Source organism: Pseudaquabacterium pictum, from assembly GCF_005403045.1.
Taxonomy (GTDB): Bacteria; Pseudomonadota; Gammaproteobacteria; order Burkholderiales; family Burkholderiaceae_C; genus Pseudaquabacterium; species Pseudaquabacterium pictum.
Window position 1 is genome coordinate 78,827 of record NZ_BJCL01000014.1, and the last position, 21,157, is coordinate 99,983.

24 protein-coding genes are annotated in these 21,157 nt (G+C 72.0%); 16 read left to right on the forward strand and 8 right to left on the reverse strand.

Annotated features, from left to right (window positions below):
* The first annotated feature begins 34 nt into the window (after positions 1–34).
* From FFT10_RS21390 to FFT10_RS21415, 6 genes are all read left to right on the forward strand, one after another.
* Positions 35–817: an ABC transporter ATP-binding protein gene (locus FFT10_RS21390; RefSeq protein ID WP_137734908.1), complete on the forward strand. Its 783-nt coding sequence runs from the start codon at positions 35–37 to the stop codon at positions 815–817.
* A complete protein-coding gene (locus FFT10_RS21395; protein ID WP_137734909.1) occupies positions 814–1,599 on the forward strand; it encodes an ABC transporter permease in 786 nt (261 codons plus the stop codon). The genes FFT10_RS21390 and FFT10_RS21395 overlap by 4 nt, the downstream gene beginning before the upstream one ends.
* A gap of 32 nt (positions 1,600–1,631) precedes the next feature.
* Complete coding sequence (locus FFT10_RS21400; protein ID WP_137734910.1) at positions 1,632–2,645, forward strand: ABC transporter substrate-binding protein; 1,014 nt, start codon at positions 1,632–1,634, stop codon at positions 2,643–2,645.
* The gene (locus FFT10_RS21405; protein ID WP_137734911.1) at positions 2,642–3,292 is read left to right on the forward strand and encodes a class I SAM-dependent methyltransferase; all 651 of its coding nucleotides are present in this window, start codon (positions 2,642–2,644) and stop codon (positions 3,290–3,292) included. Before FFT10_RS21400 ends, FFT10_RS21405 begins: the two co-directional genes overlap by 4 nt.
* Complete coding sequence (locus tag FFT10_RS21410; protein ID WP_137734912.1) at positions 3,289–4,887, forward strand: sulfatase-like hydrolase/transferase; 1,599 nt, start codon at positions 3,289–3,291, stop codon at positions 4,885–4,887. The genes FFT10_RS21405 and FFT10_RS21410 overlap by 4 nt, the downstream gene beginning before the upstream one ends.
* A 108-nt stretch (positions 4,888–4,995) precedes the next feature.
* Entirely contained in the window at positions 4,996–5,502 is a 507-nt protein-coding gene (locus FFT10_RS21415) for a Dps family protein (RefSeq protein WP_137734913.1), read from the forward strand.
* Positions 5,503–5,520: 18 nt separating this feature from the next.
* Here the strand turns inward: FFT10_RS21415 and FFT10_RS21420 are convergent, their stop codons facing one another.
* From FFT10_RS21420 to FFT10_RS21430, 3 genes are all read right to left on the reverse strand, one after another.
* Positions 5,521–6,003, reverse strand: a complete 483-nt coding sequence (locus tag FFT10_RS21420) for a DUF3237 domain-containing protein (RefSeq protein WP_137734914.1) — start codon at positions 6,001–6,003, stop codon at positions 5,521–5,523.
* 17 nt (positions 6,004–6,020) lie between these two features.
* On the reverse strand, positions 6,021–7,721 hold the full coding sequence (locus tag FFT10_RS21425; protein WP_137734915.1) for a tannase/feruloyl esterase family alpha/beta hydrolase: 1,701 nt from the start codon (positions 7,719–7,721) through the stop codon (positions 6,021–6,023).
* A 70-nt stretch (positions 7,722–7,791) separates the two neighbouring features.
* Entirely contained in the window at positions 7,792–9,312 is a 1,521-nt protein-coding gene (locus FFT10_RS21430) for a CoA-acylating methylmalonate-semialdehyde dehydrogenase (protein WP_137734916.1), read from the reverse strand.
* 131 nt (positions 9,313–9,443) lie between these two features.
* On the opposite strand from FFT10_RS21430, the gene FFT10_RS21435 reads away from it, so the two are divergent.
* A complete protein-coding gene (locus tag FFT10_RS21435) occupies positions 9,444–10,379 on the forward strand; it encodes a LysR family transcriptional regulator (protein ID WP_137734917.1) in 936 nt (311 codons plus the stop codon).
* Positions 10,380–10,402: 23 nt separating this feature from the next.
* On the opposite strand, the gene FFT10_RS21440 is transcribed toward FFT10_RS21435, so the two are convergent.
* The 4 genes from FFT10_RS21440 to FFT10_RS21455 are packed head-to-tail and all read right to left on the reverse strand — an operon-like array spanning position 10,403 to position 12,984.
* Positions 10,403–10,798: a GFA family protein gene (locus tag FFT10_RS21440; RefSeq protein ID WP_137734918.1), complete on the reverse strand. Its 396-nt coding sequence runs from the start codon at positions 10,796–10,798 to the stop codon at positions 10,403–10,405.
* Positions 10,799–10,834: 36 nt separating this feature from the next.
* The gene (locus tag FFT10_RS21445; RefSeq protein WP_137734919.1) at positions 10,835–11,410 is read right to left on the reverse strand and encodes an antibiotic biosynthesis monooxygenase; all 576 of its coding nucleotides are present in this window, start codon (positions 11,408–11,410) and stop codon (positions 10,835–10,837) included.
* A complete protein-coding gene (locus FFT10_RS21450; RefSeq protein WP_162520875.1) occupies positions 11,403–12,227 on the reverse strand; it encodes an alpha/beta fold hydrolase in 825 nt (274 codons plus the stop codon). Before FFT10_RS21450 ends, FFT10_RS21445 begins: the two co-directional genes overlap by 8 nt.
* 13 nt (positions 12,228–12,240) lie before the next feature.
* On the reverse strand, positions 12,241–12,984 hold the full coding sequence (locus FFT10_RS21455; RefSeq protein ID WP_137734921.1) for a type 1 glutamine amidotransferase domain-containing protein: 744 nt from the start codon (positions 12,982–12,984) through the stop codon (positions 12,241–12,243).
* Between the two features lie 103 nt (positions 12,985–13,087).
* Here FFT10_RS21455 and FFT10_RS21460 point away from each other — a divergent pair, with 103 nt between their 5' ends.
* From FFT10_RS21460 to FFT10_RS21500, 9 genes are all read left to right on the forward strand, one after another.
* Positions 13,088–13,993: a LysR family transcriptional regulator gene (locus FFT10_RS21460; protein WP_137734922.1), complete on the forward strand. Its 906-nt coding sequence runs from the start codon at positions 13,088–13,090 to the stop codon at positions 13,991–13,993.
* A gap of 83 nt (positions 13,994–14,076) precedes the next feature.
* Entirely contained in the window at positions 14,077–14,454 is a 378-nt protein-coding gene (locus tag FFT10_RS21465) for a hypothetical protein (protein ID WP_137734923.1), read from the forward strand.
* A 76-nt stretch (positions 14,455–14,530) separates the two neighbouring features.
* Entirely contained in the window at positions 14,531–15,238 is a 708-nt protein-coding gene (locus FFT10_RS21470) for a hypothetical protein (protein WP_137734924.1), read from the forward strand.
* 29 nt (positions 15,239–15,267) lie between these two features.
* Entirely contained in the window at positions 15,268–15,624 is a 357-nt protein-coding gene (locus tag FFT10_RS21475) for a heavy-metal-associated domain-containing protein (RefSeq protein ID WP_137734925.1), read from the forward strand.
* Positions 15,624–16,070 (forward strand): hypothetical protein, encoded by a 447-nt coding sequence (locus tag FFT10_RS21480; RefSeq protein WP_228027223.1) that lies wholly within the window; start codon positions 15,624–15,626, stop codon positions 16,068–16,070. Before FFT10_RS21475 ends, FFT10_RS21480 begins: the two co-directional genes overlap by 1 nt.
* Before the next feature lie 134 nt (positions 16,071–16,204).
* The gene (locus FFT10_RS21485; protein ID WP_228027224.1) at positions 16,205–16,882 is read left to right on the forward strand and encodes a YecA/YgfB family protein; all 678 of its coding nucleotides are present in this window, start codon (positions 16,205–16,207) and stop codon (positions 16,880–16,882) included.
* 113 nt (positions 16,883–16,995) lie between these two features.
* Positions 16,996–17,811 (forward strand): bifunctional 2-polyprenyl-6-hydroxyphenol methylase/3-demethylubiquinol 3-O-methyltransferase UbiG, encoded by an 816-nt coding sequence (ubiG, locus tag FFT10_RS21490; RefSeq protein WP_137734927.1) that lies wholly within the window; start codon positions 16,996–16,998, stop codon positions 17,809–17,811.
* On the forward strand, positions 17,808–18,116 hold the full coding sequence (locus FFT10_RS21495) for a high-potential iron-sulfur protein (RefSeq protein ID WP_137734928.1): 309 nt from the start codon (positions 17,808–17,810) through the stop codon (positions 18,114–18,116). The genes ubiG and FFT10_RS21495 overlap by 4 nt, the downstream gene beginning before the upstream one ends.
* Positions 18,117–18,154: 38 nt before the next feature.
* Positions 18,155–19,765: a cryptochrome/deoxyribodipyrimidine photo-lyase family protein gene (locus tag FFT10_RS21500; RefSeq protein WP_137734929.1), complete on the forward strand. Its 1,611-nt coding sequence runs from the start codon at positions 18,155–18,157 to the stop codon at positions 19,763–19,765.
* Here the strand turns inward: FFT10_RS21500 and FFT10_RS28380 are convergent, their stop codons facing one another.
* Positions 19,766–21,070, reverse strand: a complete 1,305-nt coding sequence (locus FFT10_RS28380) for an Hsp70 family protein (RefSeq protein WP_228027225.1) — start codon at positions 21,068–21,070, stop codon at positions 19,766–19,768.
* Positions 21,071–21,157: the final 87 nt, after the last annotated feature.

Below are 21,157 nucleotides of genomic sequence, written 5' to 3' on the forward strand. Positions count from 1 at the left end.
GGCCGGCGCGGGTTTGCGGGCACACTCGGTGCCCATGCCTGTGTCCGACCCGCTGATCCGCCTGCACCACGTCGACAAGCGTTTCCCCACCGGCCTGCAGGCGCTGGCCGGTGTGTCGCTGGCGGTGCGGGGCGGCGAGTTCGTCGCCCTGCTGGGCCCCTCGGGCTGCGGCAAGAGCACCGTACTTCGCCTGGCCGCCGGGCTGGACGCACCCACCAGCGGCACCGTGCAGGCACCCGCGCTGGACACGACGGGCACCAGCGACACCGCCTTCGTCTTCCAGGAGCCCACGCTGATGCCCTGGGCCACGGTGGCCGACAACGTCTGGCTGCCGCTGCGCCTGCAGGGCCAGCCCCGCGCCCAGGCGTTGCCGGCGGTGCAGGCGGTGCTGGCCCGGGTGGGCCTGGCCGACTTTGCCGGCGCCCATCCGCAGCAGCTGTCGGGCGGCATGAAGATGCGCGCCTCCATCGCCCGCGCCCTGGTCACCCGGCCACGGGTGCTGCTGATGGACGAGCCCTTCGCCGCGCTGGACGACATCACCCGCCAGGCGCTGAATGCCGACCTGCTGGCGTGGTGGCATGCCGACGGCGGCATGGCGGCGCTGTTCGTCACCCACAGCGTGGCCGAGGCGGTGTACCTGAGCCAGCGGGTGCTGGTGATGGCCGCCCGTCCCGGCCGGGTGGTGGCCGAACTGGCGATAGACGCGCCGTATCCGCGGCCGGCGGGCTTCCGCCACAGCGCGGCGTTCAGCGACCACTGCCGCCAGCTGGGCGAGGCGCTGGCGGCGGCCCATGCCGCGGCGCCGCACGCCGCATGAGGTCGTCGCTGAAGACCTGGGCCCTGCCCGCGCTGGTGCTGCTGGGCCTGCTGGCCGGCTGGGAGCTGCTGGTGCGCGCCGCCGAGATCCCGGCCTACACGCTGCCCGCGCCCAGCCTGGTGGCGCAGACGCTGGTGGCCCACTTCGGCTCGCTGGCCGGCAGCTGGTGGGTGACGGTGAAGATCACCGCCGGCGCGCTGGCCCTGGCCTGCGCCGGCGGCGTGCTGATCGCCGCAGCCTTTGCGCTGTCGCCCACGCTGGAGCGGGCGCTGTTCCCGGTGGCGGTGGTGCTGCAGGTCACGCCCATCGTGGCGGTGGCGCCGCTGATCCTGATCTATGTGCACAGCACCACCGCCGCGCTGTTGCTGTGCGCCTGGATCGTGGCCTTCTTCCCGATCCTGTCGAACACGGTGATCGGCCTGCGCGCGGCCGATGCCAACCTGCGCGACCTGTTCCGCCTGTACCGCGCCACGCCCTGGCAGCGCCTGCGCCTGCTGCGCCTGCCGGCGGCGCTGCCCTACTTCGTGGCGGGGCTGAAGATCAGCGGCGGACTGAGCCTGATCGGCGCGGTGACGGCCGAGATGGTGGCCGGGGCCGCCGGCCGCGAGACTGGCCTGGCCTCGCGCATCCTGGAGGCGAGCTTCCGCACCGAGACGCCGAAGATGTTCGCCGCACTCACCCTGCTGGTGCTGACCGGCGTCGGCATCTTCGCGCTGTTCAATGCCCTCTCCGCCTGGCTGTTGGGGTCGTGGCATGCTTCGGAATCGACCCGCCCCGATTGAGCCGCTTGAAACCCTCGACAAGGACCCCGCCCATGCGCGCACGCCTCACGCTCCTGGCCGCCGCCGCCCTGCTGGCCGCGCCGGCCATCGCCCAGGACAAGATCACCTTCGCCACCAACTGGAAAGCCCAGGCCGCGCATGGCGGCTTCTACCAGGCGGTGGCCGACGGCACCTACAAGAAGTACGGTCTGGAGGTCACCATCCAGCCCGGCGGGCCGCAGGTCAACAACCGGCCGCTGCTGCCGGCCGGCCGCATCGATTTCCTGATGACCGGCAACCTGCTGCACAGCTTCGACAACGTCAAGAACAAGGTGCCCACCGTGGTGGTGGCCGCCATGTTCCAGAAGGATCCGCAGGCGCTGATGGCCCACCCCGGACAGGGCTACGAGAAGTTCGAGGCGCTGAAGAATGCGCCGCTGGCGCTGATCGCCAAGGACGGCCAGTTCAGTTGGTGGCAGTGGCTGAAGGTGACGCACGGCTTCAAGGACGAGGCGCTCAAGCCCTACAACTACAACCTGGGTCCGTTCCTGGCCAACAACAAGTCCATCCAGCAGGGCTACTCGGTGGCCGAGCCGATCTACGTGGAGAACCAGGGCAAGTTCAAGCCGGTGGTGCACCTGCTGGCCGACCATGGGTTCAGCACCTACAGCACGGTGATCGAGGCCCGCACCGACACGGTGAAGAACAAGCCTGACCTGGTGCAGCGCTTCGTCGATGCATCGGCCATCGGCTGGGTGAACTACCTGTACGGCGACCGCAAGGCCGCCAACGCGATGATGATCAAGGACAACCCGGAGATGACGGTGGCCGAGATGGAGGCCAGCGTGGCGCTGATGAAGAGCCAGGGCATCGTCGATTCGGGCGAGGCCGGCAGCAAGGGCATCGGCGCGATGAACGCCGCCCGGGTGAAGGACTTCTACGAGCAGATGGTCAAGGCCGGCCTGTACAAGGCCGGCGAGGTCGACCTGGCCCAGGTGGCCACCTACCAGTTCGTCAACAAGGGCGTGGGCCAGGACGTCAAGGCCAGGCTCGCCGGCAGCAAGTGAGCTTCTGGCCGAGGATGCCGTTGCGGGCTCCGCGGCCCGCCGGGCCGCTGCTCGGGTTCTGGCAGGCCCTGCGTGACGATCCGCGCCGCGTGGGTGCATTGCTGCCATCCGGGCCTGCGCTGGCCCAGGCCATGCTGGATCTGACGCTTGCAGAGCCGCCCGGTCATGTGATCGAGATCGGTGCTGGCACCGGCGCCATCAGCCAGGCCCTGGTCCAGCACAGCCAGGCCTTCGCGTCGCTGCAGTTGCTGGAAGCGAATCCGCAGCTGGCGGAGGGGCTGCGCCGGCGCTTTCCCGGGACGCCGGTGCACGCTTGCTGCGCGTCGCAGTTGGATGAACTGCTGCCCGGGCCGGCCGAACGGCTCACGCTGGTGTCGTCGCTGCCGTTCGGATCGCTCAAGGCGGTTGACCGCCAGCGCGTGCTGGCTGCCATCGCCCGCCAGACCAGTCGGACACGGGACTGGCGGCTGTTGCAGTACAGCTATGGCGGGCGCCTCCCGTTCCCGTCCGACGGTCCGACCCAGGGTTGGAAGCGGCTGCACACCGTGTGGCGCAATCTGCCGCCGGCCACGCTGTGGCAGCTGTCGCCGCTGCCTGGCGCGGTGCGGCACGCCGCCAGTGCCGGCGCGCCAGCAGCCGACCGATGACAGCGGGTGATGGGCGGGCCCGGCTGGCCGTGCTGCTGGCGGCCCTGGCGCCGCTGCTGATCTGGCCGCTGGGCCACGGCCGGCTGCTGCACCCAGGGCCGGTGGCCGCGGGCGCACTGTTTTGCGCGGTCCTGTTGGCCAGCATGCCTGGACGCGGGCTGCGGCTGTCGGCCTGGCTGCTGTTGCTGCTGCTGCCGTCCACCCTGGCCTGGACGGCCACCGTGGCGGTGACCGGCGTGGGTCCGTCGCTGGCCAGCCTGGAATCGCTGACCGCCGGCGCCTACCGCGAGGTGATCGACGCCGCCGGCCTGGCGCTGCGCCTGCCGAGCTTCGGCGTGGTGGGCCTGCTCACCATCGGCAGCGTCTGGCTGGCGCTGCGGCTGGCAAGGGGCTGCCGTCCTGCCCGGGGCGGACCGGTGGCCGCGCTGTTCCTGGTCACGCTGCTGCCGCTGCTGTTGGTCGTGCACGATGCGCGCTGGGGACGCGAGCTGTCCCGCTGGCTCGGGCCCGAGGCGCACATCTCGGTGCCCGTGCTGTTCCAGCTCGGGTCGGCCAAGTCGTTGCTCTCGGAGACGCTCGACCGCGCCATCCTGCCCGACAACCGACTTGCCAAGCTGCCACGCGATGCAACCACCGCGCGGGTGGACTACCAGGCCGAACCAGGCGTGGCCATCTTCCTGGTGGGTGAGTCGCTGCGCGCCGACGCGTTGCTGCGCCCCGGCCGGGGCCGGGCGTCCGATGCGCTGGCCGAGCGCCTGGCCAGCGGCCTGGGTCAGCGCTTGCCCGATGCCTGTGCTGGTGGCAACGGCACCTTCGTGTCGGTGCCCAAGCTGATCACCGCGGCCACCTCGCCCGACCCCGCCCTGGCCGACGGCCAGCCCACGCTGCTGGCACTGGCCAAGGCAGCGGGTGCCCGCACGGCTTACGTCAACAACCACGAGATCTGGGTCGTCCCCGAGGCGGGGCACGACTGGCAGCAGAAGCTGTCGTCGTCGTACTTCAGTGCCAGCGACGAGCAGGCCATCGCGGTGGTCGAAGACTTCGTGCAGCGCACCCGCGCGCCCACCCGGGCAGCACTGGTGCATCTCTACGGCCAGCACTTCCCCTACCACGAGCGTTATCCCGCCGGGCTGTTCCCGTCGGAGCCGGCGGGGCTGAGCGGGTCGGCGCTGGACGAACTGCGCTACCAGCGTGCGGCCGAGTTCGGCACCCAGCTGCTGCTGCGGCTGGCGCGCTTCATGGACGGCCTGGCCGAGCCGGCCTACCTGGTGTTCACCAGCGACCACGGCGAGAACCTGGCGTCCGACGGCACCGGCAAGCAGTTCCACGCTGGGCCGGTCAATGGCCGGCATGACACCACCGTGCCGGTGCTGGTGCTGTGGAACCGCGCCTTCGCCGACAGCGGCCGACCGCAGCGCCTGGCTGCGCTGGCCAGGCAGGCGCCGCCGCTGGCGCACCGCGACGTCGCTGCCGCCTGGCTGCATCTGCTGGGTGCGCCGGGCCCGCTGGCGCCCACCGAACCGGTGCTGACCTGGGGCGCGGCGCAGCCCGGCGATCGGCCCGGTGTGCTGCCTTGCACCGCACTCGGGCCCTGATCCGTGCCGCGCCTGCGTCGGGCCATTCGCCCACAATGGCGCGGGTCAGCCCCTCCAGTCCAAGCGCGCCGGCAACCGATCCCCTGACGACCACCACCAAGGACACCCATGGCCAAGACCGCCAAGACCCCGAAGACCGCCACCGCCATCAACATCGGCATCAGCGAGAAGGACCGCGCCGCCATCGCCGGCGGGCTGAGCCAGCTGCTGGCCGACACCTACACGCTGTACCTGACGACCCACAACTTCCACTGGAACGTCACCGGGCCGATGTTCAACACGCTGCATGCGATGTTCATGGTCCAGTACACCGAGCTGTGGAATGCGGTGGACCCGGTGGCCGAGCGCATCCGCTCGCTGGGCCACACCGCGCCGGGCTCGTATGCGCAGTTCGCCGCGCTGTCGACACTGCCCGATGCGCCCATCACGCCGCCCAAGGCGCTGGCCATGGTCAAGATCCTGGTCGAGGGGCATGAGGCCGTGGCCCGCACCGCGCGCGGCATCTTCCCGCTGGCCGACAAGGCCGGCGACGAGCCCACCGCCGACCTGCTGACCCAGCGCCTGACGGTGCACGAGCAGACGGCCTGGATGCTGCGCAGCCTGCTGGAAGAGTGAGCGCTGCCCCCTGGCCGCTCAGGTCAGGCGGTAGAAGTCCAGCTTCACCACGCTGGCCTCGCGCCGGCCCACGCTGATGGCGATCAGCTTGTTCAGGTGCAGCCAGGCCGGCGCGCCGGTGGTGAAGCGCACGGCGGTGCGGAAGTAGTACGCGGCTGGCGGCACGTTCTCGCCACGGGCCAGCCGCGCCATCACCTCCGGCGGACCGTGGCGCACGCCATCGCTCCTGACCTCGATCAAGCCGCCGTCGTCGGCGCGGATCACGTAGTGCGCGGCGATGTCCAGCGCGCCATCGGCCCGGTTGACCTGCCAGTCGACACCGCCCTCGACCAGCGTGCCGTTCAGCTCGGGCCCGCGCACCGTGCCGCCGCGCAGCGGCACGAAGCGGCGCTCGCCGTGCGGGCCCGGTCCCAGCGTGACCAGCGCGCCCACCTGGCAGTGCACCTGGGTCATCGGGATCAGCAGCGGCGGCGGTGGCAGCGGGGTGTGGTCGGTGGTCATCTTGGTCGGCCGTGGGTTCAGGGATTGGCGCAGCGGAAGCTGGCGGCGGATTCCACATCGCCGCCGGCATAGCGCGGCACCTGCGGATGCGGGCACAGCGGCCGGCTGCGCTGCGGCGACCAGCTGGCCGGCAGCTCCTTGTTGGCCGGGTTCACCTTGGCCACCAGGCGGTCGGGCGCCTGGCCCTTCTCCACCCAGTTGACCAGCGCGTCCAGCGCATCCACCTGGTCGGTGGCCGGGCCGCCCTGGCAGTGGCCCATGCCCGGCACCGGGAACACCCGCGCCACCTGGCCGGCCTTGGCCAGCCCCAGGTTGGCCTGCAGCCGGTCGGCCCAGCGCAGCGTGTCGTTGACCGAGAACACCGGATCGCTGTTGCCGTGCAGCACGATCATCTTGCCGCCGCGGCGGGCGAACTCGGTCAGCAGCGGGTTCTCCGCATCGGGCGGCGTCATGAAGGCCATGGCCGATTCGGTGAACAGCGCATTGCTGGCAAAGATCTTCGGCGCATCGCGGTCGAAGTCGAAGGCCGCCAGGTAGGCCACCAGGTCGGCCGGCGTGCCGCGCACCGGGGTGGGCGGCGTGGTGAAGATGTGCGACAGCGAGCCCGCGCCCATCACCGCGATGATCGGCATCTTGTCCCAGGGCGGCACGGTGGATTCCAGCTTCCAGGTGCGCCAGCCGCCGGCGGCGATGCCGGCGTCGAACGACCAGTCGCTGTAGAGCTGCTGGCCGCGGCTGTTGCGTGGGCCGTCGAAGCTGCGCTGCAGCGCCGCCACCTGGGTGGCGCTGAGGCAGCCATCGGCCTTGCCGGCGGCGCACTGCAGTTCGGCCAGCTTGAACACCTTCTGGCAGCGCGCCAGGTCGCCGACGATGCCGTCGACCAGCAGGTCGAGTGCATCGCAGCGGGCCAGCACCCGGTCGGCCACCAGCTTCAGGTCGGCCGGGCTGAAGGCGCGGCGGATGTCGGGGTCGACGCTGCGCCAGGCCTGCACATCCCAGGCATGCTGCACAGCCGCCTTGGGCAGGTTGAAGCCGGGGGCGCTGGCCAGGATGCCGTCGTAGCGGCTGCCCTGCCGGCTGGCCGCCACCATGCCGTGGCGCCCGCCGTTGCTGCAGCCGGCCATGTAATGGCGCTGCGCCGGCTTGCCGTAGTGGCTGCTGATCAAGGCCTGGGCCACCGGCCACAGCGCATCGGTGGCGGCATAGCCGTAGTCGCGCCGGGCCTGGCGGTCCAGACCGAAGACATTGCCGCGCACCAGGCCGGTGGCCAGGTTGGCCGGGTCTTCACCGGCATGGCCGGCATCGCTGCTCAGCACCGCGAAGCCGCGGGTCAGCGCATCAGGCAGGGTGGCGCCCTGCGGACCGAAGGCCGGCACCACCACGCCATCATTGCCGCCGTTGACCTGGTGCAGGAAGCGCTGGTTCCAGTTCTGCGGCAGCCGCATCTCGAAGCCGATGGCATAGCGCTTGCCATCGTCGCCCTGGCGGTCGTTCAGCTTGCCGGTGACCAGGCAGTGCGCCGGGCGGCCCTTGTCATCGGCGGGCAGGTTGCGGGTGTCGGTGATGTCGAGCTTGCCTATCGCCTTCAGTGCCGACGGCAGCTGCCCGCAGGGCGTGCCGCCGCTGGGCGCGGTGCTGGCGCAGCTGGCCAGCAGGGCGGCCAGGGCAGGCAGTGCCAGCCAGGTGAGGGTGGGGCGCGGGGGGCGGTGGTCGGGCATCGGGCGGGTCTCCTGCGGCAGCCTGGTGGCCGCAGGCCGCATCATGCCGTGCCCGGCGCGCCCCGCCCGCTCAGCGCCCGGTGGGGAAGTTGAACTCGGCGCCCTTGGCGATGCTCTCGGGCCAGCGCTGCATCACGCTCTTCTGCTTGGTGTAGAAACGCACGCCCTCTTCGCCATAGGCATGCATGTCGCCGAACAGGCTCTTCTTCCAGCCGCCGAAGCCATGCCAGGCCATCGGCACCGGGATGGGCACGTTCACGCCGACCATGCCCACCTGCACCTGGCGGGTGAACTCGCGGGCGATGCCGCCATCGCTGGTGTAGAGCGACACGCCGTTGCCGAATTCATGGTCGTTGACCAGCTGCAGCGCGGTGGCGAAGTCGGGCACGCGCACGCAGGCCAGCACCGGGCCGAAGATTTCTTCCTTGTAGATGCGCATGGCCGGCGTCACATGGTCGAACAGCGTGCCGCCGGTGAAGAAGCCGCCTTCGAAGCCGGGCACCTTGAGGCCGCGGCCGTCGACGACCAGGGTGGCGCCTTCTGCCACGCCGGTGGCGATGTAGCCCTCGATGCGGTCACGCGCCTGGGCAGTGACGATCGGGCCCATCTCGGCGCTCAGGTCCATCGGGTTGGTCACCTTCAGCGTGCGGGCGCGGGCGGCCACCTTCGGCACGATCTGGTCGGCGATGTCGCCCACCAGCACCGCCACGCTGATGGCCATGCAGCGCTCGCCGGCCGAGCCGTAGGCGGCGCCCACCAGCGCATCGACCGCCTGCTCCACATTGGCGTCGGGCATCACCACCAGGTGGTTCTTGGCGCCGCCCAGGGCCTGCACCCGCTTGCCGTGGTGGGCGCCGGTCTCGTAGATGTACTGCGCGATCGGCGTGCTGCCGACGAAGCTGACCGCCTTCACGTCCGGGTGGGCCAGCAGCGCGTCCACCGCCACCTTGTCGCCCTGCACCACGTTGAACACGCCGTCGGGCAGGCCGGCCTGCTTCAGCAGCTCGGCCATGAACAGGCTGCAGCTCGGGTCACGCTCGCTGGGCTTCAGGATGAAGGCATTGCCGGTGGCCAGCGCCAGCGGAAACATCCACAGCGGCACCATGCAGGGGAAGTTGAACGGCGTGATGCCCGCCACCACGCCCAGCGGCTGGCGCAGGGTGTGGTTGTCGATGCCGGTGGAGACCTGGTCGGTGAAGGCGGTCTTCAGCAGCTGCGGCGCACCGCAGGCGAACTCGACGATGTCGATGCCGCGGGCCACCTCGCCCTGGGCATCGGTGAACACCTTGCCGTGCTCGGCGCTGATCATCGCGGCCAGGGTGTCCTTGTGCTGGTTCAGCAGCGCCAGGAAGTTGTTCAGCACCCGCGCGCGGCGGATGGGGGGCAGCTCACCCCAGGCCGGCTGGGCGGCCTTGGCATTGGCCACCGCGGCCGCCACCTCGTCGGTGCTGGCCAGCGCCACCTGGCGCGCCACAGCGCCGGTGGCCGGGTTGTAGACGGCCTGCTGGCGCCCGCTGCTGCCGGGCACGGCGCGGCCGCCGATGTAGTGGCCGACGTCGGTGGTCTGGGTGAAGGCTTCAGGGGCGCCCATGGCGTGTCTCCGGCTGGTTGGCGAACAGGGCTGCAGTCTAGGCAGTGCAGCCGATGGCGACTAGCGGGTCGCTGCTGGAATCATTGTTCATGATCATGAACAATGACTGACCGGAACCCAGAACAGACGACATGGACCTGCGCCGCATCGAGACCCTCTGGAGCCATGTGCACTGGCTGTGCGTGCTGGGCACGCTGGGCAGCTTCACCGCCGCGGCGCAACGCCTGGGCTTCAGCAAGGCGGCGATGAGCCAGCGCATCAGCGAGCTGGAGCGCGCCGCCGGCGTGCCGCTGGTGCTGCGCACCACCCGCAGCGTGCGCTTGACCGAGGCCGGCCAGCAGCTGGCCGATGCGACCGGCGGCGCCTTCGAGGCCATCGGCACCGCCTTTGCCGGCATCAAGGACCTGGCCGCCACGCCGCGCGGCCGGCTGCGGCTGACCGCGCCGGTGGCGCTGGCACGCCAGCAGATCGTGCCGCTGCTGCCGGCCTTCCTGCGCGCCCACCCCGAGGTGCGGCTGGACCTGGACCTGTCGGACCGCCTGGTGCCGCTGGCCCAGGAGGGCTACGACCTGGCCATCCGCCACACCCACGCCCCGCCCGAGACGCACACCGCCTGGACGCTGTGCGCCACCCGCTCGGTGCTGGTGGCCAGCCGCGCCTACCTGCGCCGCCGCGGCACGCCCGCAGCGCCGGCCGATCTGGCGCAGCACGACTGCCTGCACTACCTGCGCCCCGGCGATGCGCCGGCCTGGCAGCTGGCGCCGGTCGGTGTCGATGGCGGGACCAAGGTCACCGTGCCGGTGGCCGGCCCGTTCGCCGCCAACAACAGCGAGGCCCTGCGCGAGGCGGCGCTGGCCGGCCTGGGCATCGCCCTGCTGCCCGACTTCAGCGCCCAGGCTGCGCTACGCGCCGGCAAGCTGGTGCCGGTGCTGCCGGGCTGGCAGCCGGTGGGCAGCTTTGGCGCGCACCTGTACGCCATCCGGCCTTACAGCCCCTACGTGCCGCGGGCGGTGCAGGCGCTGGTGGCGCACCTGCGGGAGGGCCTGCGGGCGGGCTTCGGGGAATGAGTGCGTCGCGCCGCGCGCTGCGTTCAGGGCGTGCCCGGGGCATCGAGCGCCGGCAGTTCGTACCAGTCGGGCTTGCTGGCGTCCCAGACATGCTTGCGCAGCCGCATGCCGGTATGGCGGCCGAACAGGCCCGCCGCCAGCAGCAGCCGGGGCGAGCCCTGGGCGTCCTTGTAGAGGCGGCTGCCGCAGTTGCGGCAGAAGGCGCGCACCACCGTCGCGCTGGAGTCGTGGCGCTGCACCGACGCCTCGCCCTCCAGGCGCACGGCCTCGCGGTCGGCGGCGATCATCGCGAAGAATTTGCCGTGCAGCTGCTGGCAGTCCTCGCAGTGGCAGGCGACGATGCCGAAGCGCGTGGCCGGCACAGTCAGACGCACGGCGCCGCAGTGGCAGCGGCCCTGCAGCAGATCGGTGTCGGGCATCGGGTGTCCTCCGGGTGTGGTGTGTCCAGTGGGGGGTCAGGCGGCCCGCTGCCGCGAAGCAGGGTAGATCCAGCGCGCCAGCCGGCGCGTCAGCAGCGGCATCAGCCACCAGGTCATCAGTGCCACCTCGATGGCGATGGTCAGCAGCAGGCGCAGCCAGGGCGGCCCCTGCGGCCACAGCACCGCGATTGCGCCGCCGACCAGCGTGACGAGCCCCCACACCACGGCCACCATCAACACCGCCATGCGCCACCGCACCGGCTGCGGCACCACGGTACCGGCGGGCGGGCTGAACCAGAACTCCAGGCCGGTCTGCTCGGCCCAGGCGGCGTCGGCCACCACATGCGGCGCCACCGCCGCGGCGAACGCGGCGCGCCGCTCGCTGCGCTCGAAGGCGCGCAACTGCGCCACGCTGGCGAAGCGGATGACGCTGGTGTAGGCCAGCGGGGCCGCACCCGGCGCGGGGCGCTGCGTGGTGGCGCCCAGGTAGCCGTCGAACTGCGCACCATCGGCCTGCAGTGCGGCCAGTGCTGCCTCGTAGGCGGCCTCATGGCCGGGCTTGACGTGGCGTGTGACGATGGCGGTCACGCCCGCGCCGGCGGGCTCATCCACCTGCCGCTTCCAGCAGGGCCTGCGCCAGTGCCGCCGGCTGGCTCAGGAAGGGCGAGTGGCCGCTGTCGATCGGCACCACCCGCGCCACTGGCGTGCGCTCCAGCATCTGCTGCTGCATCTGCGGGCTGATGGCGCGATCGCGCAGCGTCTGGATGTAGACCTTGGGCACGCGGCCGTAGCGTTCGGCCGTCAGGGCCACCGGCGTGCCAGCGGGCTTCAGCGGCTCGCGCTGGTGGAAGTCACGCAGGGTGCGGGCCTGGTCGGCCGCGCTGCAGTCGCCGCAGAACAGCATCACCACGTCTTGCTCGAGCACGCCGGCCGTGCTGTAGTCCTTGGCGACGACGAAGTTCTGCGGCGTGAAGCCGTTCCAGCGGTCGCGCTCGGCCAGCTTGGCCATGCTCTGGTCGGCCGCGCCGGCCTGCGGCAGGTAGGCGCCGACGAAGACCAGGGCGCGGATGCGCGCGGGCATCGCCTCGGCCACGTTGGCGATGGTGATGCCGCCGAAGCTGTGGCCCACCAGCACCACTGGTGCGGGCTCGGCGCTGACCGCGGCGGCCACCTGCGCGCGGTAGCTGTCGAGCGTGATCTGCGCCAGCGGCGTGGTGTCCCCCGCACGGCCGGGCAGGCGCACGGCCACGACCTTGTGGCCGGCGGCCTGGAGCCGGGGCACCACCTCGCTCCAGGCGCGCTCGTCCTGAAATGCCCCGTGGACCAGGACGAAGGTGGGTTTCGGAGCGACGGGCAGGCCCGTCGTGCAGGCCGTGGCCACCGCCAGCAAGGGCAGCAGCGCCAGCCCTCGGCGTCGCATCGTGTGCATGGTCATCCCCCGTTCAACGGCCCAGGGCCTCGATCACCAGGGCCGCCGCTGCCGCGCCCGAGCATTGCTGCTGGCCGGTGACCAGCCGCCCGTCGCGCACCGCAAAGGCGCGGAACTTCTGGTCGACGACGAAATTCGTGCCGGCGATCTTGCGCGCCTCGTCCTCGATCCAGAACGGCTGGATGCGCATGCCGATGAAGCTGTCGGCATAGGCCTCTTCGCTGTTGGCGAAGCCGGTCCAGGTCTTGCCGTGCACCAGCAGGCGGCCGTCGGACAGCACCGTCTTCAGCAGCACGCAGGTGCCGTGGCACACCAGGGCCAGCACCTTGCCGTCCTCGTACACCTGGGCCAGCGTGCGGTGCAGCGCGGTGTTGTCGATGAAGCTCACCATCGGGCTCTGGCCGCCGGCCACGAACACCGCGTCGAAGCGGGACAGGTCGACGTCGGCCAGCCGCTGCGTGGCCTGCAGCTTGGCGGCATGCGCCGGGCTGGACAGGAAGCCCAGGCTGATCAGGTCGTGGGCCGAATAGCCGCTGGCGTCTCGCGGGTCGGAGTAGCTGTCGAGCAGCAGGGCGCCGCCCTCGGGGCTGCAGATCTCGACCTCGTAGCCGGCCTCGGTGAAGGTCCAGTGGGGATGCGTGAGTTCGGCCGCCCACACGCCGATGGGCCAGCCGGTGGTGGGGCTGGTGGCCGGGTTGGCAGCGATCATCAGCACGCGGCGCGGCGCGGTGCCGCTGGGATTGGTGTCGGTGGCCATGGGGGCTCCTTGGGGGTCCGGCGGGATGGGGGCCATGATCTGGTCGGGCAGAAGATCCATCAATCGGCCAGAATGAAACTCATCGTTGTTATAGGAGACAACAATGGAACTGAGCCGCATGGAGGCCTTCTGCAAGGTGGTCCAGGCCGGCAGCTTCACCGCGGCGGCGGCGGTGCTGGGCACCGACAAGGCCCGCCTGTCGCGCACGGTGGCGGCGCTGGAGCGCGAGCTCGGGCTGCGCCTGCTGGAGCGCAGCACCCGCAGCCTGCGTGTCACCGATGGCGGGCAGGCCGTCTACGAGCGGGCGCTGTCCATCCTGGGCGCCACCGACGAGCTGGTGCAGTTCGCCCGCGCCCAGCAGGCCACGCCCAGCGGCACCTTGCGGCTGAGTTGCGGTCATGATTTCGCGCTCGTCGCCGCCAACCGCTGGATCACCGGCTACCTGCAGCGCTGGCCGCAGATGGCGGTGGATGTGGACTACAGCAGCCGTCGCATCGACCTGGTGCATGAGGGCATCGACCTGGCGCTGCGGGTGGGCGCGCTGGACGACTCGCGGCTGTCCGCCCGCCTGCTGGGCAGCCTGCGCTACGGGCTGTTTGCCAGCCCGGCCTACCTGGCGACCGCCGGGGTGCCGCTGGCGCCGGAGCAGCTGCGCGCGCATGCGCTGCTGATGTTTGCCACCGGCAGCGGCCGCACCGATTGGACGCTGCTGCCGCCCGAGCCCGGCGCCGCCGTGCAGCGCATCGAGCGGCGCGGCGGCGCACCCGCCCGCGTGCGGGCCAACAGCATCTCGCTGCTGCTGCAGGCCTGCCTGGCGGGCCTGGGGATCGCGCGGCTGCCGCTGCACACCGTGCAGGCGCACGCGGCCAGCCTGCTGGTGCCGGTGCTGCCGATGTGGACGCCACAGCCGGTCCCGGTGCACGCGGTGTTTCCCGGCCACCGCTTCATCGCACCCAAGGTGCGGGCCTTCATCGACCACGCAGTGGAAGCGTTCGATGCCGCGGCCTGAATCCCGGCGGTGCGGTGCCGCGGGTTTGGCCCGCGGTCTGCGGGTTCGACCGCATCGGCGCACAATTCGGCCTTGACCTTGTCATGGACATGCCGAGTTTCGCCACCCTCCACCGCAGCCGCCAGACATGGGGCGGTTTGCTGCTGGCCCTGCTGCTGGCCCTGCTGCCGCTGCGCGGTTGGGCCGAGGCCAGCATGTGGTTGTCGATGGCTGCGCCGCAGTCGGCCGCCAGCGCGCTCCCGGTGCCGCCCTGTCATGCGGCGGTGGAGGCACCCGAAGGTGACCTGCCCGACGAAGCGGCCAGCGGCTGTCTGCTGTGCAGCTTGTGCCATGGCGCTGACCTGTGTCAGCCCGCCGCCGGCAGCGTGCGGGATGCGGCCGGCACGGCCGCCGCAGCGGCGGTGCTGCAAGGCCACAGCCCGCCTGCGCTGCCACTGCCCGAGCGCCCACCCCGGGTCTGACGACGCACCGCGGCCGCCGGCGGCGGGGCATGGCCCTGCGCCGGTGTGATCTGTCTTTGCCTTCGTCAGGAATCCGATGAACCGATCCCCATTCCGGGCGCCGTCAGGCCCCGGCCTGCCGGCGTTGCTGGCCGCCGCCGTGCTGGCCCTGCACGGAACAGCCTCGGCCCTGCCGATGGGCCATTACGAGAGCTGGATGCTGATGCTCGACAGCACGCCGTCCACGCGCAGCCTGGGCGTCAACTACGCGGTGGCGCAGACCTGGGCCCCTGGCGCCGTGCTGCGCCGCTGGGAGGAGCCCGCGGCCCACGGCACCAGCCTGGTGCGCGAAAGCGCGGGCCTGAGCCTCACGCACCGCCTGCACCGCTGGAACCTGCCGCATGCGCAGGCCAACCTGTGGCTGCTGGGCGATGCCGGGCAGCTGCGCCTTGCCGGCGGCCATGGCCGCCCAGCCGGCCAGGGCGGCTACGGCGCAGCGGCGTTCATGGCCGACTACGAGACCACCCGTCTCTACCTCGGTGGCAGCGTCAAGCTGCTGCGCGGCGAGGACAGCCTGCGCCATGACGTGGCGCGTGTGCGCACCGGCTTCTCGTTCTGGGAGGCCGACTACGAAGGCATCCAGCCCTGGCTGCTGATCGAGGCCGAGCGCACGCGCTACAGCGCCGGCTCGCTGCAGGAAGGCACCCTGCTGACGCCCATGCTGCGCTTCATCCACCGCCGCTGGTTCGTCGAGCTCGGCGTCAACCGCGACGGCGGCATGCTGAACCTGATGTTCAACCACTGAATCCGACCCCCATCCTCCAGGAGATCCCCATGCAGAAGATCCTCACCGCGCTCGTCCTCGGCGTCGCCAGCCTGGCTGCGCTGGCCCAGACCCCTGCGCCGGGCGCCGCCGCCGGCGATGCCGGCACCGTCAAGTTCGCCGTCAACGGCATGGTCTGCGCGTTCTGTGCGCAGGGCATCGAGAAGCGCCTGACCAAGCTGAACGAGACCGGGCCGCTGTACATCAACCTGGCGCAGAAGGTCGTGGCCGTGCAGCCGAAGGCGGGCATGCAGCTCGATGTCGCCAAGGTCAAGGCCGAGATCGTCGAGGCCGGCTACGAGGTCACGGCCACGCAGCCGGTCCCGCAGACGGTGGCGGCCATCCGCGCCGAGATGAAGGCCAAGTGATGCGCCCGTCGGAGGCGGGCCGCATGGCGCCGCTGGCGGACGCGGGCGACGGGCGCGCCGAACTGCGGCAGTCGGCGCTCTCGGCCTGGCTGTCGCTGCTGGCGAGCTCCGGCACGCTGGTGTGCTGCGCGCTGCCGGCGCTGCTGGTGATGCTGGGCGCTGGCGCGGCGCTGTCGGGGCTGGTGGCGGCGGTGCCGCAGATCGTGTGGCTCAGCGAGCACAAGGGCTGGGTGTTCGGCACGGCCAGCGTGCTGATGCTGGCCGGCGGTGTGCTGCAGTGGCGCAACCGCACGGCGCCCTGCCCGCTGGATCCGCAACTGCGTGCCGCCTGCCTGCGCACGCGGCGCTGGTCGCTGGTGGTGTACGGCGTCTCGTTGCTGCTCCTGGCCACCGGCGCGGCCTTTGCGTTCGTGTTGCCTGCGTTGATGGGCGGCGGCGAAGGCTGACCTGGCGGCGGGCCGGCGGCGACAATCCCCGGATGACCACCCCACCGCCCCGCCGTCCCCCTGCCGGGCGCCCGCCCGGCCGCCCCGCTGCCCGGCCGCCCCGGCCTGCCGCCGCGGCACCGGCCGCCGCTGCCGTGCAGCCCCTCACGGAAGACGAGCTGGCGCAGCTGCAGGCGCTGATGGACGGCATCCCCGACACGCTGGAGCCGCTGGACGTGGTGATGATCGACGGCTACCTCTGCGGCGTGCTGCTGCAGCCGCAGCCGGTGCCGGCCGAGCGCTGGCTGCCGCTGATCCCCGACATCGACGGCCGCGCGCCGCCCGCCCGCTTCGATCTGGCCACCATGCGCGCCTTGGTGCTGCGCCGCCATGCCGAGCTCGACGCCGCAATCGCCCGCCGCCAGTGGTTCGACCCCTGGATCTACCAGCTCGACGACGAGGCCACGCTGACCGAAACGGTGCTGCCCTGGGTGGCCGGCTTCGCCACCGCGGTCGATGCCTTCACCACGCTGATGGACCGGCACGAAGATGCGCTGCTCGAGCCGCTGGCCACGCTGTACCGCCACCTCGATCCCGACGATCTGGAAGACGCCGACGAGCTGCTCGCCGAGATCGAGACCCTGGCCCCGCCCGAAACCCTGGCCGAGGCGGTGGAAGACCTGGTGCGCAGCGTGCTGCTGATGGCCGACGTGGCGCGCCCGGTGGCCGGCGCGCTGGCCGCCGCACCGCGCCACGGCCCACGGCCGGCCCGCGGCGCACCGCCGCGGCCGCCGTCCGGCCCGCGCAAGGGCCCGCCACGCCGCGGTGGTTGATGCAGCTTTGCATCGGAAAAGGCGAGGCTGGCGCTCGCTGATGCGCTGAAAGCGCGACAAACCGGGTTCGAAAGCGCAACATCCAGCTTGTGATCGTCGCTACTGACTCCGTTGTGCCCGCCGGCGCGAGCATCCGCCCCGACGAGCAGGCCCGCTACAACCGGCTGGCCGCCACCTGGTGGGATGCCCGCGGCCCGATGCGGCCGCTGCATGTGCTGAACCAGCTGCGCCAGGGCAAGGTGCAGGCGCTGGCCGAGGCGCACTTCGGCCGCCAGCCGGGCGCCGGCCTGGGCGGTTTGCGGGTGCTGGACGTGGGCTGCGGCGCCGGCCTGTTGTGCGAGCCGCTGGCCCGCGCCGGCGCCACCGTCACCGGCGTCGATGCGGCAGCCCGCAGCATCGCCATCGCCCGCGACCATGCCGCCGCCGGTGGCCTGGCCATCGACTACCGCGCCGGCGAGCCGGCCCAGGCCTTGCAGTCCGGCGAGCAGTTCGATGTGCTGCTGCTGCTGGAGGTGGTGGAGCATGTGCAGGATGTGCCGGCCTTCGTGCGCAGCGCGCTGGCCCACCTGGCGCCGGGCGGTCTGGTGGTGGCGTCCACCATCAACCGCACCTGGCGCAGCTTCCTGCTGGCCATCGTCGGTGCCGAATGGCTGCTGCGGCTGCTGCCGCGCGGCACCCACCGCTGGGCGGATTTCGTCACGCCGGCCGAGCTGGCCAGCGCGATGGCCGCGGGCGGCCTGTGTCAACAGGCCATCACCGGCCTGCGTTACACACCTGTGTTGCACCGCGCACACTGGTGCCACAGCACGGCGGTCAACTACCTTGCCAGCTACACGGCCAGGCCCGCCACACTCCCAGGTTCACCCCGATGCGGCCGCCGGAGCGGCACCGGGGATCCCACAACTCCGGCCTCTGAAAGCTTGCCATGACCCAACGCCGCACCTTCATCCTGCAACTCGTGCCCGCCACCCTGGCCGTCGGCGCCAGCCTGCGCGCCAACGCGCAGGCCGCCAAGATCGAGGAAAGCGATCCCGCAGCCAAGGCCGTGAAGTACGTGCACGACGCCTCCAAGCTCGACGAAGCCAAGAACGCGCCCTACAAGAAGGGCAGCGTCTGCAGCAACTGCGCGCTGTACGCCGGCAAGCCCGCCGACGCCTGGGCACCCTGCGCCATCGTGGCCAACAAGCAGGTCAACGGCAAGGGCTGGTGCACGGCCTGGAACAAGAAGGCCTGATGGCCTGACCGGCCGCGCGGCACGCCCGCGCCGCTGCCATGACGCAGGTTGTCTGGTTCAAGCGCGACCTGCGCCTGCAAGACCACGCGCCGCTGGCCCAGGCCGCGGCGCGCGGGCCGGTGGTGGCCCTGCACATCACCGAGCCTTCGTTGCTGGCATCCGACCTTTTCGATGCCAGCCACGCCCAATTCATCGACCAGAGCCTGGCCGACCTGGCCCAGGCCCTGGCCGCCCGCGGCGGCTGCCTGGTGCGCCGCTGGGGCGAAGCGGTGCCGGTGCTCGACGCCCTGCACGCCGCCACCGGTTTCACCCACCTGTGGAGCCATGAGGAAATCGGCCAGCGCCTGACCTGGGACCGCGACCGCGCGGTGCTGGCCTGGTGCCGCGCCCGGGGCGTGGTGTGGAACGAGCTGCCGCAGTGCGGTGTGTTCCGGCCGCTGGCCAGCCGCAACGGCTGGGCCGCCCGCTGGGACCGCCGCATGGCCGCGCCGCCGCTGCCGGCGCCCGAGCACATCACGCCGGCCACCGGCGTGCCGGTGCAACTTCCGCCGCCGGGGCTGGTGCCGCGCCACGGCACACCCAAGCCGCTGGCGCAGCCCGGCGGCGAGCCGGCGGGGCAGGCCCTGCTGCAGAGCTTTCTGCAGGCCCGCGGCGTCGACTACAGGCGCGGCATGTCCAGCCCGGTGAGCGCCGAACAGGCCTGCTCGCGCCTGAGCCCGCACCTGACCTGGGGCACGGTGTCGCTGCGCACCATCAGCCATGCGGCCGACGCCCGTGCGGCCGAACTGAAGCAGTTGCAGGCCGATGGTGCGCCGATTGATCCGCGCTGGCCCGGCGCGGTGCAGAGCTTCCAGGGCCGGCTGCGCTGGCACTGCCACTTCATGCAGAAGCTGGAAGACGCGCCGCGCATCGAGTTCCAGAACTTCGCCCGCAGCTGCGACGGCCTGCGGCCGGACCTGGGCGAGCCCGGCTGGCGTGCCGACTGGTTCGATGCCTGGTGCGCCGGCCGCACCGGCTACCCGATGGTCGACGCCTGCATGCGGGCGCTGCACGCCAGCGGCTGGATCAACTTCCGCATGCGCGCCATGCTGGTGTCGTTCGCGGCCTACCACCTGTGGCTGCACTGGCGGCAGCCGGCGCTGTTCCTGGCGCGGCAGTTCCTCGATTTCGAGCCCGGCATCCACTTCAGCCAGTGCCAGATGCAATCGGGCACCACCGGCATCAACACCCTGCGCATCTACTCGCCCACCGAGCAGGCGCGGGTGCAGGATCCGGACGGCAGCTTCATCCGCCGCTGGGTGCCCGAACTGGCGCGGGTGCCGGCTGGCTTCGTGCACGAGCCCTGGCGCATGCCCACCGGGCTGCAGCAGACCACCGGCTGCCGCATCGGCGGCGATGGCCCCGGCAGCTATCCGCCGCCGCTGGTCGACCATGCCAGCGCCTGGCGGGCGGCGCGTGAGCGCTTCACCGCCGTGCGCCGCAGCCCGGATGCCCAACGCGAGGCCGACGCGATCCAGCAGCGCCACGGCAGCCGCAAGAGCGGCATGCGGATGACCGGCCAGGGGACGCGGCGGCGCGCCGCTGCGGCCGGGGAGCCGGCATCGGCCGCTCAGCTGTCGCTGTTCGACGCGCCAAGCGACGGCGGCTGATCAGCCCCGCGCGCCGTACAGCCTGCGTGCGTGGATGCCCAGGCCCTGCGCCACGCTGGCGAAGCGGTCGCCGCGCATCGCGGTGGCCTGCGGGAACCGCGCCGCGATGCGCTCGGCCAGCGGCTTCAGCCCGGTGGAGCCGCCGGTGAAGTACAGCGCGTCCACCTGGCCGCGCTCCAGCCCGGCCTGGGCCAGGGTCTCGTCGGCCGCGGCGGCGATGCGCTCGATGTCGGCGTCCAGCGCGGCCAGGGCCTGGGCGCTGTCCAGCGCGGCCACCAGGCCGGGCTCCAGCGCGTCCAGGTCGACATCGGTGCGGCCGCCGTCGGCCACCGCGATCTTGGCCGCCTCGGCCTGGCCGATCAGCGCGTGGCCCAGGCGCTCGGTCACCACCGCCATCAGCCGGGCATGCTGGCGGGTGTCGGCGTAGAAGCTCTTCATCCGCGCCAGCTCGGCCACCCGGCCGGGCGCGTACACCGTGTTGATCAGGTGCCAGGTGGCCAAGTCGAAGTAGACGCGGCTGGGCACCTCGCGCCCGGTGGGGCCCAGGGCGCGGTAGCCGCAGGCGGGCAGGATGCGCGCCAGCTCGATGTGGCGGTCGAAATCGGTGCCGGCGATGTGCACGCCGTGGTTGCCCAGGATGTCGCTCTGCCGGTCCAGCCGGCGGCTGCGCTGCGGGCCCACCCGCACCAGGCTGAAGTCAGAGGTGCCGCCGCCGATGTCGGCCACCAGCACCACCTGCTCCCGGTCGATGGTGCTTTCATAGTCCAGCGCGGCGGCGATCGGCTCGTATTGGAAGCTCACTTCGCGGAAGCCCACCGCATGCGCCGCCTCGGCCAGCGCGGCCTGGGCGGCGGCGTCGCGCTCCGGGTCGTCGTCGACAAAGAACACCGGCCGGCCCAGCACCGCGCGGGTCAGCGCATGGCCGGCCTCGGCCTCGGCCATGCCGCGCAGATGGCGCAGGTAGGCGCCCACCATGTCCAGATACTGCACCTGGCGGCCGGCGCCCACCTCGGTGGCCTGGGTGGCCAGGGTGCTGCCGAGGATGCTCTTCATCGAGCGCATCAGCCGGCCTTCGATGCCCTCCACATACGCCGCCACCGCGGCGCGGCCGTAGTGGCGCTGTGGCTCCTCGTGCGGCGCCAGGCCTTCCACCGCGTAGAACACCGCGGTGGGCATGGTGCGCTGCGTGCCCTCCAGCGCCACCAGGCGCACGCCGCCGCCGTCGGCATCGGCCAGCGGCAGCGCGATGGCCGAGTTCGAGGTGCCGAAGTCGATGGCACAGACATCCGGGGCGGCAGCGGGCATGGTGGGCTCGGCCAGGCCGGGCGGATGGGAAAGGGGCGCGATTCTAGGCGCCCGCGCCCGCGCCGCCCGGCCCACCGCCCGGGGGAG

What these genes read in the sequence shown, in the direction of transcription:
- FFT10_RS21390 (WP_137734908.1), top strand. Translation starts at nt 35, where the DNA reads ATGCCTGTGTCCGACCCGCTGATCCGCCTGCACCACGTCGACAAGCGT.
- FFT10_RS21395 (WP_137734909.1), top strand. Translation starts at nt 814, where the DNA reads ATGAGGTCGTCGCTGAAGACCTGGGCCCTGCCCGCGCTGGTGCTGCTG.
- FFT10_RS21400 (WP_137734910.1), top strand. Translation starts at nt 1,632, where the DNA reads ATGCGCGCACGCCTCACGCTCCTGGCCGCCGCCGCCCTGCTGGCCGCG.
- FFT10_RS21410 (WP_137734912.1), top strand. Translation starts at nt 3,289, where the DNA reads ATGACAGCGGGTGATGGGCGGGCCCGGCTGGCCGTGCTGCTGGCGGCC.
- FFT10_RS21415 (WP_137734913.1), top strand. Translation starts at nt 4,996, where the DNA reads ATGGCCAAGACCGCCAAGACCCCGAAGACCGCCACCGCCATCAACATC.
- FFT10_RS21420 (WP_137734914.1), bottom strand. Translation starts at nt 6,003, where the DNA reads ATGACCACCGACCACACCCCGCTGCCACCGCCGCCGCTGCTGATCCCG.
- FFT10_RS21425 (WP_137734915.1), bottom strand. Translation starts at nt 7,721, where the DNA reads ATGCCCGACCACCGCCCCCCGCGCCCCACCCTCACCTGGCTGGCACTG.
- FFT10_RS21430 (WP_137734916.1), bottom strand. Translation starts at nt 9,312, where the DNA reads ATGGGCGCCCCTGAAGCCTTCACCCAGACCACCGACGTCGGCCACTAC.
- FFT10_RS21435 (WP_137734917.1), top strand. Translation starts at nt 9,444, where the DNA reads ATGGACCTGCGCCGCATCGAGACCCTCTGGAGCCATGTGCACTGGCTG.
- FFT10_RS21440 (WP_137734918.1), bottom strand. Translation starts at nt 10,798, where the DNA reads ATGCCCGACACCGATCTGCTGCAGGGCCGCTGCCACTGCGGCGCCGTG.
- FFT10_RS21450 (WP_162520875.1), bottom strand. Translation starts at nt 12,227, where the DNA reads ATGCACACGATGCGACGCCGAGGGCTGGCGCTGCTGCCCTTGCTGGCG.
- FFT10_RS21455 (WP_137734921.1), bottom strand. Translation starts at nt 12,984, where the DNA reads ATGGCCACCGACACCAATCCCAGCGGCACCGCGCCGCGCCGCGTGCTG.
- FFT10_RS21460 (WP_137734922.1), top strand. Translation starts at nt 13,088, where the DNA reads ATGGAACTGAGCCGCATGGAGGCCTTCTGCAAGGTGGTCCAGGCCGGC.
- FFT10_RS21465 (WP_137734923.1), top strand. Translation starts at nt 14,077, where the DNA reads ATGGACATGCCGAGTTTCGCCACCCTCCACCGCAGCCGCCAGACATGG.
- FFT10_RS21470 (WP_137734924.1), top strand. Translation starts at nt 14,531, where the DNA reads ATGAACCGATCCCCATTCCGGGCGCCGTCAGGCCCCGGCCTGCCGGCG.
- FFT10_RS21475 (WP_137734925.1), top strand. Translation starts at nt 15,268, where the DNA reads ATGCAGAAGATCCTCACCGCGCTCGTCCTCGGCGTCGCCAGCCTGGCT.
- FFT10_RS21480 (WP_228027223.1), top strand. Translation starts at nt 15,624, where the DNA reads ATGCGCCCGTCGGAGGCGGGCCGCATGGCGCCGCTGGCGGACGCGGGC.
- FFT10_RS21495 (WP_137734928.1), top strand. Translation starts at nt 17,808, where the DNA reads ATGACCCAACGCCGCACCTTCATCCTGCAACTCGTGCCCGCCACCCTG.
- FFT10_RS21500 (WP_137734929.1), top strand. Translation starts at nt 18,155, where the DNA reads ATGACGCAGGTTGTCTGGTTCAAGCGCGACCTGCGCCTGCAAGACCAC.
- FFT10_RS28380 (WP_228027225.1), bottom strand. Translation starts at nt 21,070, where the DNA reads ATGCCCGCTGCCGCCCCGGATGTCTGTGCCATCGACTTCGGCACCTCG.